The sequence below is a fragment of the Mycolicibacterium aubagnense genome, from assembly GCF_010730955.1.
GTDB lineage: Bacteria > Actinomycetota > Actinomycetes > Mycobacteriales > Mycobacteriaceae > Mycobacterium > Mycobacterium aubagnense.
In genome coordinates, this window is sequence record NZ_AP022577.1 from 4,416,924 (window position 1) to 4,432,279 (window position 15,356).

Here is a 15,356-nt window from a genome sequence, read left to right on the forward strand (position 1 = left end):
CTCGGGGGCCGCTGCATGTCTGGCGACCCCTCGCGACGCCAGACGACAGTGGGCCCCGCTGATGAGCGGGGCCCACTGGTCTTGAAAGGGTGTGGCTACGCGGCGGCGTGGGAAGCGCCACCTCCGGATGCGGAGGCACCGCTACCGCTACCGGAGCCGGAGCCGGAGCTGCCCGAGCCCGTCCCACTCCCGGTCGATCCGCTGGGCTTGGCGGGCTTGGTGGGCTTGGTGGGCTCACCGGTCTTGCCGGGTGTACCGGTCTTGGTGCCGCCGGTGGTGCTGGTGCCACCGTTTGGCGTGGTGGTGCTACCCGAGCCCGTTTCGCTGCCGGTCGATCCGCTGGGCTTGGTGGGCTTGGTGGGCTCACCGGTCGTCCCGGTCTTGGTGCCGGCGGTTGTGCCGGTGGTGCCGGTGCCGCCTGCTGTGTCGGTGCCACCCTTCGGCGTGGTGGTGCTGCCCGAGCCCGTCCCGCTGTCGGTCGATCCGCTGGGCTTGGTGGGCTCACCGGCCGTGCCGGTGCCACCGGTTGGCGCGCTGCTGCCACCGTTTGGCGTGGTGGTGCCACCCGAGGTCGTGCCCGATTCCGGCTTCGGTTCGGTTGCGGTGGAAGGCGTCTCAGGCGAAGCCGCGGCGGGCGCCCCTGCGGCTGGTCCCGTGGCGGCTGGCGCCGCCGCGGCGGGTTCTGCCGGGGCGGTCTTCGTCGCCGCGACCTTCGCGGTATCAGGCGCCGTCACCTTCTCGGCGCCCAGCGTGACCGTCGCAGCCGACAATGCGGCCGACGGCAGAACAGCCGGTCCGGCATCGGCCACCTTCGCCGCGACGGGCGCAGGCGTCGTGGGAGCGATCGCGTGGGCGATTGAGTTGAGGGCTTGTATCACCGTGTCGATGATTCCGCCTGGGCTGAGGATGCCGGGTGCGCCGCTGAGCGCAAACCCGTTCAGCAGCGAGTTGACGACCGCGCCCGGAGTGGCGACGACCGCGCCGACCGCTCCAACCAGGTCCCCGGTCTTCAGGGCGTCGACGACGGCCTGTACTTGAAATGCCGTCGCTTGCATGACGCCGTTCATCGTTCCGATGGCTCCCAAGCCCACGCCGAGCAGAATGTTCGGGACCTGGGCAACGACGTTCGCGACGTTCTGCACCATGGTGACTGGAATTTGAAGCAGGCCGAGCAGCGGGAAGACCGGGCCGATGATGAGTCCGAGCCCGGCACCGAACAATGTGTTGTAGCCGTTGTAGATCTGGCCCGCCAGAATCTGACTGATGCCTTGTTGAACCCCGACCGGGAAACCGTAGGGGTTGTCCAACCGCAATTGGTCGACGAGATTGCCGAACGAGGCTTGCAGTGCCGCGAACGTCTGCCCGCCGTAGCCGAGGGCGTTGATGATCAGCTGATGCAGGATCGGCGCGGGGTTTTGCATATAGGTATGGACGAGCGCACCGCCGTTGGCGAGAGCGTCTCGGATGATCTGCCCCCACTGGTCGATCGGGTTCACCGCCGCGGTGAGCGCAACCTTCGCCGAGGACACCGCTCGCGCTTGTAGTTCGGCGATGGCGGGCATCGGTTGGGCGATCGGGGCGAGCGCTATCGCACCGGCACCCGCCAGCGCAATACCCATATTGATGCGTGGTCGAACGGCAACCTGCATGCCATCTCTCCTTAATTGACGGTCGTGACACCGGGGAGGTTACCTGAGCGGAAGTCGAATTCCGCAAGTATTTTTATATCCGTCGTGGGACCCTGTCGATCGCAATCGGGATCGAGATACATCATTGCTGGTTATCGATTTCTGGAACAGTTCTCAGCAAACCAATTTTCTAATATGCTTGATTAAGTCTGTTTACCTAAATCCGCTTAATTAAATGGGTTTAACTAAATGTACTTAACTAAATGTGCGACAACAGTTGACGGCGCTCAATGGGCGTTCTTCTTGCCCATCTTGATTTGCGACCGGTCGGAAGCGAAGGCGCCGTCGTGGCGGCGGGTGAGTGGCTCGTGGCGCAGGCGCTTCTCGGTGAGGCGGTGGGCATCGCGGGCGGCGGCATGTACGCGCAGTGCCGCGTTCGGTGGTAGCGGTGGCCGCCCCGGTGTCATCCCGGTGGTGTCATCCCGGCTTCGCCTCGTTTGGTGTGGCCGTCTTGTTTGAAAACAGATCGGCAAACTCCTGGCGAAGTGGCTCCACGTGGGCAAGTGCCTGCTCGCAGGGGGCTCCACCGGTAGCCGCCGCAGGTCCCAGGCAATATGTGGACCATTCGGGCACCGTGCGTTCTCGGTTTGCTACGAGCCTGGCGTCGGGCGCTTGACTGTCCCATTTGTGAGCTATGAACTGGGCTGTTCAGTTGATGTGTGAGGGATGTCCCCGTTCTGGAAGTAGCTGTTAACCGCGGAAAACTGTTGCTTTGTAACTTACTCGTGGGTTAATTTGGCGACGGACGCGGGCTGGGATCGCTGACACAATCGAGAGGTACGGTAATGCAGCAAACGATGAGGCCGGATGTCGCTGCGGGTGTGGCCCTGGTGGGTGCCAGTGTCATCGCCGTCGCTCCGGTCGCGCCGGGCCAGAATCTGCACGTGCCGGCGCTGCCGCAGGTGCGACACCAAGTCCGGTGATACCAAGTCCGGTGATACCAAGTCCGGTGGCTCGAAGTCCGGTACTGCGAGCAAGTCGAAGGCGGTCAAGGCCGGCGGGAACAGTGAGGGCTCGTCCAGCCGCGTTGCGGCTGGTGGCGCCGGCGGCCGTCACGCCGGAACCGAGTAGCTGAGCAGGTTGTGGACCTCTACTCGAAGATGCAGGGCCACAACATTTTTGGGTGTTCGATCGGCGCGGTGGCCGACTGTTCGCGGAGCAGCCGAATGCCGCGTGACGTCAGCCCGAACACCAGGAGCAGTCAGACGGGTGGACGCGCGAGCTTCCACGCGAACAGCGCGGCGAATGCAGGCGCGCGCTGGGTGATCGCAAGTACGCCTGCGGTGCAGTCAACTCGCCCGCCCAACGGCGGAGACAGGAAGTGATCGCAATGTCATGCCGAAACCGCGACGGTGGCAATCGGGTTCGTCATTCCGCCACAGCCGCAGTGATCAGCGCAGGTACCGCGATCGGCGCGCGCGCATGACCGAGCCAACCTCGGTCGTGACCAGCCTCTCGACGTCGGGTACGGGGATGGCCTCGGTCATGCCGGTGGGTGTGCGCTGGCAGGCGCATTGCACCTGCGGAGAATTGGCCGCTGGTCCCCGTCTGCTGAAAGGGATAGCGGTCAACGACGCGCACGAGCACGCTTACCGGACTGCTTGCACTGTCGGGTGGCCGCTCGTAGTCGCGCGTGGTTCGCGCACAACCGGATCAGTGCGCGGCTCGCAGGGACGACCGCCGCCGCACTAATGTTGAGGTGAGAGGTCGACGATCGGAGACATACCAATGGCCGAAGCACCACCCGAGACCGGTTTGGAATTGCGGTCATTGGGGTCAAGTCCAGGGACGTGGTGTATGACGTCGTCGTGTGATTCTTCGAGGTAGTTGGGTCAGGCGGGCAGTGCCGCGGGGGTAGCCTCCTGTTCGGTTGGGGTGTCGTTGACGGTGCGTGATTTGCTCAGAACGTCGAGGCCGAGGTAGCGCCGCGACTCGGCCCATTCGTCGTGTTGTTCGGCCAGCACTGCTCCGACGAGACGGATCAGGGCCGCGCGGTCGGGGAAGATGCCCACGACGTCGGTGCGCCGGCGGATCTCCTTGTTGAGTCGTTCCTGGGGATTGTTGCTCCAGATCTGGCGCCAGATCTGCTTGGGGAACGCGGTGAACGCCAGCAGATCCGGCCGCGCCGCTTCGAGGTGATCGGCGACATTGGGCAGCTTGTCGGACAATGCGTCGATGATCCGATCATATTGAGCAGCAACGGATTCAGCGTCAGGTTGGTCGAACACCGAGTGCAGCAGGGTGCGCACCCAGGGCCACGAACTCTTGGGAGTGACGGACATCAGGTTGGTCGTGTAGTGGGTTCTGCAGCGCTGCCACGCCGCTCCGGGCAGGGTGGCCCCGATGGCGGCGACCAGCCCGGCGTGGGCGTCGCTGGTGACCAGTTTGACCCCGGACAGGCCGCGGGCGGTCAACGACCGCCAGAACGTCAACCAGCCCGCCCCGTCCTCAGCGGTCGTGACATCGATTCCCAGGATCTCGCGGTAGCCCTCGGCGTTGACCCCGACGGCGATCAGGGCGTGCACGTTGACCACCCGGCCGGCTTCACGCACCTTGAGCACCAGAGCGTCCGCAGCGACGAACGTATACGGGCCGGCATCGAGCGGCCGGGTCCGGAACGCCTCCACGGCGGCGTCGAGTTCCTTGGCCATCACCGACACCTGCGACTTCGACAACGACGTGATGCCCAGGGTCTCGACCAGCTTGTCCATCCGCCGCGTCGAGACACCAAGCAGGTAACACGTCGCCACCACCGTGGTCAGGGCCCGCTCGGCGCGTTTACGGCGCTCCAGCAGCCAGTCCGGGAAGTAGGATCCTTGCCGCAGCTTCGGGATCGCAAGATCCAAAGTCCCTGCACGGGTGTCGAATTGACGGTGTCGGTAGCCGTTGCGGGAATTGGTGCGCTCAGCCGAGCGTTCGCCGTAGCCGGCACCGCATAGGGCGTCGGCTTCGGCGCCCATCAGGTGTGGATGAACGTGGCCAGCAGCTCGCGCAGCACGTCGGGATGGGCAGTGGTGAGTCGTTCGGCCAGCACAGTGGGCAGATCGATATTGTGGGCAGTGGTCATCGCGTCGATTCCTTTGCTCGAGTGACTTTGGACGGTCTCTCGAAGAATCACGCGATGACCTTCAATCACTCGGCTACGACACGCCGGTACCGCTGATCAGGTCCGACTCGTACACCACCTTGATGGACGCAACCGTCATTGGTGACACCAGACGGCACGCTCGAACTCTCGTTGCATGACGTCGACATACCCACCCCAACCACAGACGAAGTCGTCGTCCGGGTCGAGGCATCGCCGGTCAACCCGTCGGATCTGGGTCTGCTGATTCCGGCCGCTGCCGACATGTCGGCAGCAACGGTCGCGGGCACTCCCGAGCGTCCCATCGTCACCGCGCCGCTGGCGCCGGGTGCCCTGACGGCCCTGTCGGTGCGCGTCGGTCAATCGCTGCCCGTCGGCAACGAAGGCGCGGGCACGGTGGTGGCGGCGGGGGAGTCGGCCGCGGCGCAGGCGCTCCTCGGCAAGACAGTGGGTATCGCGGGCGGCGCCATGTACTCCCAGTACCGCGTCGTCAATGCCGCGGCCTGTCTGGTCCTGCCAGACGGAGCAACGGCGAGGGACGGGGCGTCGTCGTTCGTCAACCCGCTGACGGCGCTGGGAATGGTGGAAACCATGCGCCGCGAAGGACATTCGGGCCTGGTGCACACCGCCGCGGCGTCGAACCTGGGCCAGATGTTGGTCAAGATCTGCTTGGCCGACGGGGTGCCGCTGGTCAACATCGTCCGCAAGGCCGAGCAGGAAGAAATCCTGCGCAATCTGGGTGCGACCTATGTATGCAACTCAGCCGCAACGACTTTCGAACAAGACCTGGTGGAAGCCCTCAAGGCGACGTCCGCAACCCTGGCCTTCGATGCCATCGGTGGCGGCGCGCTGGCAAGTCAGATCCTGGGTGGCGTGGAGCAGGCGGCCAACGCGACCGCGACGCAGTACTCCCGCTACGGATCGAGCGTGCACAAGCAGGTGTACATCTACGGCAGTCTCGACACCGGCCCGACCATCCTCACCCGAAGCTTCGGCATGGCCTGGGGTGTCGGTGGCTGGCTGCTCACCCCGTTCCTTGCCAATGCCGGCGCGGAGACCATCGGCAGGCTTCGGGCCCGGGTGGCCGCGGAACTCACCACAACGTTCGCGAGCACCTATACGCAAGAGGTTTCCCTGGCTGGCCTGCTCAAGCCCGAGGCGTTCAACAGCTACCTCAAGAAAGCAACTGGCGAGAAGTTCCTGGTGACGCCGCAATCAGCTCCCAGCTGACAAAACCCTGCCAGACGCTTCGCGTGAAAGGCGTGCCCGTCGAATTTCAGCTACCTTACGGCTCATGATCTCGGTCGTCATCCCGTGCCGTGATGGTGCCGGCGTACTCGCAAAACAACTGGATGCGCTACTGGCGCAGGAAACCAGCGCCGAGTTCGAGATTGTCGTGGCTGACAACGGGTCGACGGACGGCACCGCCGACCTCGTGCGCTCCTATCCGGATCGGCGCGTGCGGCTTGTGGATGCTGGTCGGGCGCCCGGCGCGAATGTCGCTCGCAACATCGGGATCGCAGCTTCCAAGGGTGAGTTCATTCTGCTCACCGACGCGGACGATGTGGTCCACGACGGCTGGATCGAGGCTTACCACCGCGTGTTCATGGGTGGAGCGCAGGCGGTCGGCGGTGGACTTGATCGGATCCTCGACGACGGCACCGTGTTGGCGCAGGAACGCCGCCTCTACCCGGCGCTGGCCCGCAAGGATGTCTTCGCGAACGGCACGAACTGCGGCTTCACCCGCGAACTGTTTACCCGAGTGCACGGCTTCGACGAAACGTTCAAGGGTGGCGCCGACGAGGTCGATTTCTTTTGGCGCGCAGCCGAAGCCGGGTTCATGTTGGAGTTGGTTCCCGGTGCGGTGGTGAGCAAGGTGCAGCGCGCGGACCTGAAGGCGGCATTCGTCCAGTATCGGAACTTTGGCCGCGGTGAGGCGCGCCTGCTCGACAAGTTCCGCCCGTGGTGGCTGGGCCCAGCTGTCGTGGGTGCTGCGATTCAGTCGATCGTGTGGGGCGCGGCGTGGTTGTCCGGTGTCGACCGCCGGAAGACGACGTGCTCATTGGCATGGCACCTTGGCGCGCTGCAGGAGGCGCTACGGCTGCTGCGTGTGCGGGCTGCCGGTCGGCCGTGGTTTCGGACTGAGGCTTTGCGCGGGTAGCTGGGCGTCTGCTGAGCGTTGTGACGTTCAAGTCAATACGGGTGCGAAATACGGCTAGCGTCAACAGAACAACGACTTCGCGTTGACGCCCCGGAAGTAGGCAGTCATGACCGATCTAGAGGATCCAGACCGTGCTACCGCCGCCGATGCGACAGCGCCTAGAGCCTGTCAAGTTTTCTGTGTAAATCGCCTGTCTGATTGTTCGTCTGAGTAGTTGTTGTGGTGCTTACAGATAGCGTTCGATGCGCTCTGGGTAAACCAGGGCGAGTTGTTCGAGTGCCTTCTTCCAGTTGGTGACCACCTGTCCTTCCACGAGGCGTCCGGGAGCTGTCCGGCCCTGCTTCTTGCCGCGCTCTTTGGCCCGCTGCGCGGCGCGTTTGTCTTCGATGTTGCAGATCGCCAGCCACAGCAATTTCACCACTGAGGCATCGTTGGGGAACTGGCCGCGGTTCTTGATGATCTTGCGCAGTTGATAGTTCAGCGACTCGATCGAGTTGGTCGTGTAGATCACCCGGCGCAGCTCGGGCGGGAACGCCAGAAACGGGATGAACTGTTCCCACGCGCGTTCGAAAACCATAGTCACCGTGGGGTTTTTCTTCCCCAGCTCCGATGCGGTGAACGCGTCCAACTCCACCTGTGCAGCCTCGGCATTGGGTGCGGTGTAGATCGGCTTGAGGGCGGCGGCCACCGCCTTACGATCGGCGTAGGACACGAACCGCAGTGCGTTGCGGATCAGATGCACCACACAGGTCTGCACCGCGGCCTGCGACCAGGTCGCCGCGATGGCCTCGGGGAACCCCGTCAGCCCGTCGCAGCACACGATCAGCACGTCCTGACACCCCGGTTGGCCAGGTCCGCGCATACCGACGCCCAGAACGAGGCGCCCTCGTTGGGCTGGACCCAAATCCCCAGAACATGCTTGACCCCGGCCATATCCACGCCGACCGCGATATGGGCGGCCTTGTTGCGGGTGTGCCCGCCGTCTTTGACCTTCACGATCAGTGCGTCAAGGTAGATCACCGGATACAACGGCTCCAGCGGCCGACGCTGCCACGACAGGACCTCGTCGGAGATCTCGTCGACGATCTTGGAGATCGTCTCATGCGACACCTCGGTCCCAATCGTGGACTGAAGGTGAAATTGTATGTCCCGCAATGTCATTCCACCGGCATACAGGGAGATGATCATGTCATCGAGCCCGCCGATCCGGCGCTGGCCTTTAGGTACCAGGGTCGGGGTGAACGAGCCGTCACGGTCTCGCGGCACCTCCAGAGGCACCGGGCCGGCCTCGGTGAGCACCGTCTTGGGCGAGGAGCCGTTGCGGGCGTTGGGCAGCACCCGGCCGGCCGGGTCGCCCTTCTCGTAGCCCAGATGGTCGGTCAGCTCGGCGGCCAGCCCGCGTTCGAGGGCCAGCTTGATCAGCCCGGGCAGCAGCCCGCCTTCACCGGTCAGCGCGACCTCACCAGTATCGACCTGCGCCAGCAGCTCATCGACCGCGCCCGATGCCCGAAGCGCCTCGGCCATCTCCACCGTGGACGCCGCCTCAACCAGCGCCGAATCCATGTTCTTGCCTGTCGTCACGTCCTGCGATCCTTCCGTTAACAGGACTTACACAGACCATTTGACACGCCCAGCGCCTAACCCTACGGGCGGTATCCCTGATCCCGTGAATCCCTTGCAACAACCGCTCGAAGGGTGGCTGACCCTCGCGGATGTCGTATCAGAGGTTTCGCAGGAGTTCGCCGAATTCATGTTGGTGGTGGCGGACTTGGCAATGATCGTGGCACAGGATGCGATTCCGGGCCTGGCCGACTCGGTGGCGAGCAAGCTACAGATCTCCGGTGAGGCATATGCGGGGATTCTCAATGCGATTCGTGAGCATGCTTTTCCGCTGCGTCCCGCCGTTATCGCCCAACAGCTCGCCGTTGCCTACAGCGAGCTGCCGGAGGAGGTCACCAGCGTCATCGAGGCGTCTCCGAACGGTCTTGCCGACGCTGCCCAGGCACAGTTCCTGGCGACGGGCCGGTTGGCAGATGGCGATGAACGATTCCAGGACTGCGTTGACCGCGCCAACGAGTTGCGCCAGCGTCCGAAAGTGCTTCTGAAAGCTTCGTGTTCGCTTGAACAACCGCAATTCCTGGGTGCTGATGTATCGCCGATCTACTGTGCAAACCTGGCCCACAGCGTCGTGCGCGATCGAATCAGCGTCGCCGAGTTCACCTACGGACAACTGTTGGCGGACAGCTTCAAGGGCAAAGTGTTCAGCACTGGTCCGGTAGGCGACCCGACAACTATCGACCCGAAACAAAAAGAGGGGTATCGCCCCACCATCGATGATCTTGACGTCGAGTACTTCTGGAGCACTGCCCGCCCGCCGATCAACTCGTGGACCTACACCATCCACCTGACGGCGGGAACGCAGTTTCAAAGGGCGAGTACCACCGCGGCGAAGCTGCTCGAGGATCACCGAGCATCGATCAGTAGCGAAGTCCACGCCCGGGTGACATCGTCGAGCGGCGACATCGACACGGTCATGGCGCCCATCCTCACGGCCGTTGGGATAGGTGCAGCCGTAGTGAATCCGGTCATGCACGTTGTCGTCTCACTGGCTGCAGCGGCGGCCGCGGCGGTGGTCACGTTCATCGTCGACAAGGTCATCAAGGGTCTGCGCGGCAGCAACCTGACCACGTGGACCATCGGGCACACGGTTGTCACCGGTACGAAATGGGTTCCGCTGTCGATTTTCACTGTGGCCCATGCGGGCACACCCAATCTGTGCTGCCTGACCGACAACGGGGGAGTGCCCCGCGTCTCTGACTATCCGTACGACCAAGACATCTGGCGCAAGGCCAGATTCATGCTCGGCGAGACAGATGACGCCGCGACGACTTTCAACAGCGACTACTTCAATCTCGTCGCCGACGATGGTCGGCCGGTGGCGTGGCACGACCCCCAAGACACCAACGGCGGATTTCGAATTCTTCTCCCGCACGTCCAGACCGATTCGACAGCCAAATACATCTCGGCCGTACGCGCCGACATCCGCTACGGCTGACCGTTCGTCGGTCCGGATTCCGTGCAGCTCTGCGGGACGAATCTGCTGTCTTGTTTGCTGAACCAAATGGCGATGTGTGCCGTGTGGCCTGTCTTGGCCGTGGCGCCTGTCCGTCGGGTAGCTGGCCCGTCAATTTACAGTTTGCTAGATGTTTGTCATTTGGGCGCCGCCAGGCCGGTGACAGTCGTACCCTGCTTACCAGCCGACATCGATCCGGGCTCGGCAACGGCGCCCGGTCACACTTCGATCTGACGTTGGAGTGCCATGACGAAACCGCGGCCGCCACTGTCGCCGTTGCCGCCCGTCGCTGAGGGCCAGATCCATGCCCCGCTCAACAGGGATCGCACCCCGCCATACAAGATCGCCGGCCTCGTCATGGCGCTCGTCGCCGCCGCGGGGCTGACGCTCACCTGGCTCCAGTTCCGCGGGTCGTTCGATACCAAGGCCCAGGTGTACGTGCTGGCGAGTCGTGCCGGGCTGTCGATGGACAACGGTTCGAAGGTCACCTACAACGGCGTGCCGATCGGCCGGCTGAAGGGTACCGAAACGGTGACCGCGCCCGGCGAGAGTCCTGAAGCCAAACTGATCCTCGACGTCGAACCGCAGTATCTCTCGGTGCTGCCGCGCAATGTGGACGTCAAACTGCTCGCGACAACGGTTTTCGGCAACAAGTACATCTCCATGACCTCACCGCCGAATCCGACACCGCAGCGACTCAGGGCCGGCGACACCGTGAACGCCGTCAGCGTCACCACGGAGTTCAACACGCTGTTCGAGACCATCACTGCCATCTCTCAGCAGGTTGACCCGGTCAAGTTGAATCAGACGCTGACCGCCGCAGCCGAGGCGCTGGACGGCCTGGGCGACAAGTTCGGCCAGTCACTGGTCAACGGCAATGTCATCCTGGCCGACCTCAATCAGCGGATGCCGTCGATCCGGCACGACAACCGGGCACTTGCAGACCTGGCCGAGGTGTACGCGCAGGCGTCGCCCGATCTGTGGGACGGCCTGAAGAACGCGGTGACCACCGAACGCACGCTGAACGACCAGCGTGACAACATCGATCAGGCGCTGATGGCATCGGTCGGCTTCGGGAACACCGGTGGTGACATCTTCGAGCGGGGTGGGCCGTATCTGGTTCGCGGCGCGCAGGACCTGCTGCCCACGTCGCAGTTGCTGGACAAGTACAGTCCCGAGATCGATTGCGGGATAAGGGGTCTCCCGCGCGCCGTGCAGGCCACAGCCTTTTCCGTCGGCGGTAACGGTTATTCGGTGACAGCCCATACCGAGCTCGTCGGTTCGGCGAACCCGTACGTCTATCCCGACAACCTGCCCCGGGTCAACGCGAGGGGAGGGCCCATGGGCCGGCCGGGTTGTTGGACGGTCACCAAGGACATCCTCCCGATGCCCTACATGGTGATGGACACTGGCGCGTCGATCGCGCCGTACAACCACTTCGGGCTCGGGTCGCCGTTCGCATCCGAGTACGTCTGGGGTCGTCAGGACGGCGAAAACACCATCAATCCGTGACTGTTGAGGGGAGAACCCCATTATTCGTGGCTACAGCACGTTCTCCGGACCCACGACCGCCCACACGGTCTTGCCCGCTGGTGTCGGCAGATTCCCCCAGACACGCGTCAGCGCAGCCACCATCGCCAAGCCGGATATCCGCCTGACGCTGTGCGCGGCATCTTCGTTGCGCTCTGCCAGTGCTGGACTGGCATCCTCGACCGCGACGGTGACCAACTCGCCGTCGTACTCGACCCTCAGCGTGGGCGAAGAGTCCGTGTGCCGCAACACGTTTTCGACCAACGCCGTGGCGATCACGGCGGCAACCGGGATCATGGCCGGGCAAGACCAGCCGGACAGCCAGCCACCGACCAGCCGTTGCGCGTCGATGACGCTGCTGACGTGGGGCGGCAGGTCCGCACGTGCGCGGTGCCGTCGCGGGGGGAGCGTGCTGCCCATCGACTGCACCGCTTCGCGCAGGGTGGCGAACACCGGTACGTAGCGCGTGATGCCGAGGCCGTGAATGACGTCCCGAACCCCATCGCTGGCGCAGATCAGCATGATCGGTACGTCGGGCCAGGTGCTCACGAGCCACCGGGCACTGGTGAAGACCGACCATGCCGATGCATCCGGTACCTGCAACTCGTTGACATCGACGATCACCGCGCGGGGTTCGTCCAGTGTCGCCTTGACCACGATGTCCCGAACCGTGTGATACGACAGGCCATCAAGCACGCCGGCGCACGCCATCGTGTACTCACCGCACCTGCCGTAGACGGGCGCGCTGACGTGTACCAGGTCAGTCACCGGCTTCTGCCGGTGGAAGGGCCAGCGGCAACAACGTCGCGTGATCCGTTCTGGTTGGCCACTGCGCCCACCCACTTCCAGCGTCAGCGCGCTCAATCTCGTTGTCTCATCGGCATTGGACCGATCGCCGGCATGGTCTCGGTCAGCCCAGGTGATTACGTACCCGATTAATTGCGTACCCGATGGTGTGGCTGTGAAACAGCTGCCTCACGGACGCTCGCGCCTCGTGGTCGCCAAGTGACGCTACTTCTGGCCGCCTCGGCTGCAGTTCGGCTGGGCCGGCTTGGCGGGCCAGGCGCACACGTTGAGATACGTCTCGGTGCCGAACCCGCCACCATCGAACACGCCGTAGTTGTCGCCATGGGTCCCGGTGTAGGTGGCGCCCCCGCCCCCGCCCGGGCCTCCGCCGGACGACACGATGGTGGTGACGGTCCAGCCCTTGCCTTCGAGCGCGGCCTTGTAGGCGGTGACCACGTCGGTAGGGGCGCCCGTCACCTTGAAGCCGAGGTGGATCCCGTTGTTTGCGACGGCGTCTGGCCCATAGGTCTGGGCGGTGCCCGCGGGTGTCGGCACCAGCGCCTGCAGCTGTGCGGGGCTCGTCGCTGCTGCAGACGCGGTGGTGGCCGGTGCGCTGGTCGGCGCTCCCTTGCTGCCAGAGTCGGAAGTGCTGGTACAGCCCGTTACGAGACCAATGACCGCCGCCGCGACCGCCACCGAACGAATTGCGTTGCCCATGGTCGCGCTCCCATCGTCGAGCGCACGGTATCAACGTATTCATCGGAATGGTCAAAAACGGCGCGGTTGGGCGGTCGCGGGCATCGCACCTACGATGCGAACGTGGTGGCGGATGGCGGGAGCGGGTACATCCCGACGGCTACCTACGGTCCGCCCCGATTGGGTGGCGCCGTGATCGCGCGGCCGTCGGTGACGCCGATGCTGCTCGCATCAGACGCACAACTGGTTGTGGTGACCGCGCCCGCCGGATACGGCAAGACCACCGCGGCGGCGCTGTGGGACGACGCCGAAGCACGTCCGTTCGCCTGGGTCCGGCTGGACCATCTCGACAACGACCCGGCACACCTGCTACTGCACCTGGTGACCGCGGTGGACCAGGTCAGCACGGTCGATGCCGCGACGTTCCGGTACCTGCGTGGATTGGGCCGGGCCGTCGATACCCAACTGGTGCCCGCGGTGGTCGCGGCACTGGAGTCCGCCGGTCCGATTGTGTTGGTGCTGGATGATGTTCATGAGCTCACGCACGACGCCGCGGTGTCTGCCTTGCGTGCGCTGGTCCAGCTGGCCCCGGAGTCGACGACGCTGACGTTGATCGGTCGGCACGCACCGCCGCTCGATCTGGCGCGGCGCAGGCTGCAGGGTAGCGTGCTGGAGATCGGCCCCGATCAGCTGAAACTCTCTGCGGCAGAGGCGGAATCAGCTCTCGCTTCCGTCGGCGCGCCGGTCGGCTCGTCGGCCGCGCTGGTGATCGAACGCTGTGAGGGCTGGGCCGCCGGCGTGGTCATGGCGGGAATGGCCCTGCGTGACGGCGCGTCCGGTGACACGATCACCGGACGTCACCGCCTGGTGGCGGACTATCTGATGGAAGAGGTGCTGGGCCGGCTGGATCCGGAGCTCGAGACTTTCCTGGTCGAATCGGCGGTGCTCGACCACTTCAGCGCGGATGACCTGAACAACGTTCTGCAGCGCGATGATTCGGCAGATCTGCTCGGTGCGATCCACGCTTCGGGCAACCTGTTCCTGGTCGCGCTCGATGACCAGGGCGTCGAGTACCGGTATCACCGGCTGTTCGCCGATCTGCTGCGGGAACGGCTGCGGAACCGGGATCCGGCGCGCTTCCGCGATGTGGCCTCCCGGGCCGCGGCCCACTTGGAGCGTGCCGGTGATCTCGACGGCGCTCTGCTGCAGGCCTTGGCGGCCGACGACCCGGCTCGTGCCGCGGCGCTGGTCGAGCGTGACGCGGTACGTCTCGGATTCGACGGTCGCGCAGGGATTTTGGAACGTCGGCTGAGCCTGCTCGATGACCACGTGTTCGCCGATTACCCTGACGCCGCCATCGCGCGAGCCTGGCTGGGCGTGACGCTGGGAGACGCTGAGCTGATCCAGCGGTCTCTCCTGCTGGCCGCTGCGGCGGACACCGGCGAGGCGTTGGCTGACGGCACGGCATCGGTGAAAGTGGCTGCGGCGCTGGTGGGTTCTCTCGTCGGTATCGGCGGTGTGCTGGAGGTGGTGCGGCACGCCGACACGGTGTGCGGCGCCGGCGATCACCTGGCCAACCCGTGGTGGGGTGCCGCCGCCTCGGTCAGGGGTGCGGCGCTGTCGATGATCGGTGATGCGGAAAATGCCAGAGCCACACTGGAATCGTCGCTGCCCGTCCTTGACGATCTGCCCGGATTCCGGGCGGTCGCGCTGGCGCACCTCGCCCTGCTGGACCTTGACGACGGCGCCCTTGTGCGCGCTGCGCAGGCCAGCGCACAGGCCCGCAGCATCGTCGACTCCCGCGATTTGTGTGACCTGGTGCCCATGGTCGTCGTCTACGCGGTGGACGGGCTGGTGCGCGGGCACCGCGGTGATGCGGCCGGGGCGCGAGACGCAGTGCGGAGTACCGAACGGCTGCTGGAGCGCCTGGGTGACCTGGCCGCCCGCACCGCGGCACTGGGCCACGCGTTGACCGCGGCCACCGCCCTCGAGATCGACGACCCCGACCTGTCCCGTCGGCACCTGGATGCGGGTCAGCTGGCCTGCCGCCGGGAGCCCGACGCGGCCGCGGTGCAGCTCCGATTGGTGCGGGTGCGGGAATTGCTTGCGGCACATGCGCAGCGCGGTCCGCGGCCAGCTCTGACCGCGGCCGAGCTGCGCCTGCTACCGCACCTGGCCACCCATCTGTCCCTGCAGAAGATCGCCGCGGAATTGCACCTGGGGCGGGAAACCGTGAAGAGTCAGGCGAAATCGATCTACCGGAAGCTGTCGGTGTCGTCGCGCACCGCGGCCGTCACCGAAGCGGGGCGCCTCGGCCTGCTCGATCGGCACTGACCG

General features: G+C 64.9%; 10 protein-coding genes and 3 pseudogenes. 6 read left to right on the top strand and 7 right to left on the bottom strand.

Annotation, left to right across the window (positions count from 1 at the left end; translation table 11 throughout):
• Nucleotides 1-95: 95 nt before the first annotated feature.
• A complete protein-coding gene (locus G6N59_RS21140) occupies nucleotides 96-1,649 on the bottom strand; it encodes a hypothetical protein (RefSeq protein ID WP_138228788.1) in 1,554 nt (517 codons plus the stop codon).
• A 266-nt stretch (nucleotides 1,650-1,915) separates the two neighbouring features.
• Nucleotides 1,916-2,095: a hypothetical protein gene (locus G6N59_RS21145; protein WP_163911559.1), complete on the bottom strand. Its 180-nt coding sequence runs from the start codon at nucleotides 2,093-2,095 to the stop codon at nucleotides 1,916-1,918.
• Between the two features lie 390 nt (nucleotides 2,096-2,485).
• Between G6N59_RS21145 and G6N59_RS31640 the strand changes: the two genes are divergently transcribed.
• Nucleotides 2,486-2,611 carry a hypothetical protein gene (locus tag G6N59_RS31640; RefSeq protein ID WP_268815776.1) on the top strand — a complete coding sequence of 42 codons (126 nt, stop codon included), beginning with the start codon at nucleotides 2,486-2,488 and terminating at the stop codon, nucleotides 2,609-2,611.
• A gap of 167 nt (nucleotides 2,612-2,778) precedes the next feature.
• On the opposite strand, the pseudogene G6N59_RS31915 reads toward G6N59_RS31640, so the two are convergent.
• Nucleotides 2,779-2,976: pseudogene (locus G6N59_RS31915) on the bottom strand (hypothetical protein); the annotation flags it as partial.
• 544 nt (nucleotides 2,977-3,520) lie between these two features.
• A pseudogene (locus G6N59_RS21150) lies at nucleotides 3,521-4,755 on the bottom strand (IS256 family transposase).
• A 141-nt stretch (nucleotides 4,756-4,896) separates the two neighbouring features.
• On the opposite strand from G6N59_RS21150, the gene G6N59_RS21155 reads away from it, so the two are divergent.
• Together G6N59_RS21155 and G6N59_RS21160 are read left to right on the top strand one after the other, a co-directional pair.
• Nucleotides 4,897-6,003 carry a zinc-binding dehydrogenase gene (locus tag G6N59_RS21155; RefSeq protein WP_234884084.1) on the top strand — a complete coding sequence of 369 codons (1,107 nt, stop codon included), beginning with the start codon at nucleotides 4,897-4,899 and terminating at the stop codon, nucleotides 6,001-6,003.
• Between the two features lie 64 nt (nucleotides 6,004-6,067).
• Nucleotides 6,068-6,934 carry a glycosyltransferase family 2 protein gene (locus G6N59_RS21160; protein ID WP_138228801.1) on the top strand — a complete coding sequence of 289 codons (867 nt, stop codon included), beginning with the start codon at nucleotides 6,068-6,070 and terminating at the stop codon, nucleotides 6,932-6,934.
• 226 nt (nucleotides 6,935-7,160) lie between these two features.
• On the opposite strand, the pseudogene G6N59_RS21165 reads toward G6N59_RS21160, so the two are convergent.
• A pseudogene (locus G6N59_RS21165) lies at nucleotides 7,161-8,515 on the bottom strand (IS256 family transposase).
• 40 nt (nucleotides 8,516-8,555) lie between these two features.
• On the opposite strand from G6N59_RS21165, the gene G6N59_RS21170 reads away from it, so the two are divergent.
• Together G6N59_RS21170 and G6N59_RS21175 are read left to right on the top strand one after the other, a co-directional pair.
• Nucleotides 8,556-9,989: a hypothetical protein gene (locus G6N59_RS21170; RefSeq protein WP_220099681.1), complete on the top strand. Its 1,434-nt coding sequence runs from the start codon at nucleotides 8,556-8,558 to the stop codon at nucleotides 9,987-9,989.
• Between the two features lie 264 nt (nucleotides 9,990-10,253).
• Nucleotides 10,254-11,519, top strand: a complete 1,266-nt coding sequence (locus G6N59_RS21175; RefSeq protein ID WP_138228803.1) for an MCE family protein — start codon at nucleotides 10,254-10,256, stop codon at nucleotides 11,517-11,519.
• 30 nt (nucleotides 11,520-11,549) lie between these two features.
• Here the strand turns inward: G6N59_RS21175 and G6N59_RS21180 are convergent, their stop codons facing one another.
• Nucleotides 11,550-12,305: an STAS domain-containing protein gene (locus G6N59_RS21180; protein ID WP_234884085.1), complete on the bottom strand. Its 756-nt coding sequence runs from the start codon at nucleotides 12,303-12,305 to the stop codon at nucleotides 11,550-11,552.
• A gap of 243 nt (nucleotides 12,306-12,548) precedes the next feature.
• Complete coding sequence (locus G6N59_RS21185) at nucleotides 12,549-13,040, bottom strand: hypothetical protein (protein WP_138228804.1); 492 nt, start codon at nucleotides 13,038-13,040, stop codon at nucleotides 12,549-12,551.
• Nucleotides 13,041-13,142: 102 nt separating this feature from the next.
• Between G6N59_RS21185 and G6N59_RS21190 the strand changes: the two genes are divergently transcribed.
• Entirely contained in the window at nucleotides 13,143-15,353 is a 2,211-nt protein-coding gene (locus G6N59_RS21190; protein WP_170212348.1) for a winged helix-turn-helix domain-containing protein, read from the top strand.
• Nucleotides 15,354-15,356: the final 3 nt, after the last annotated feature.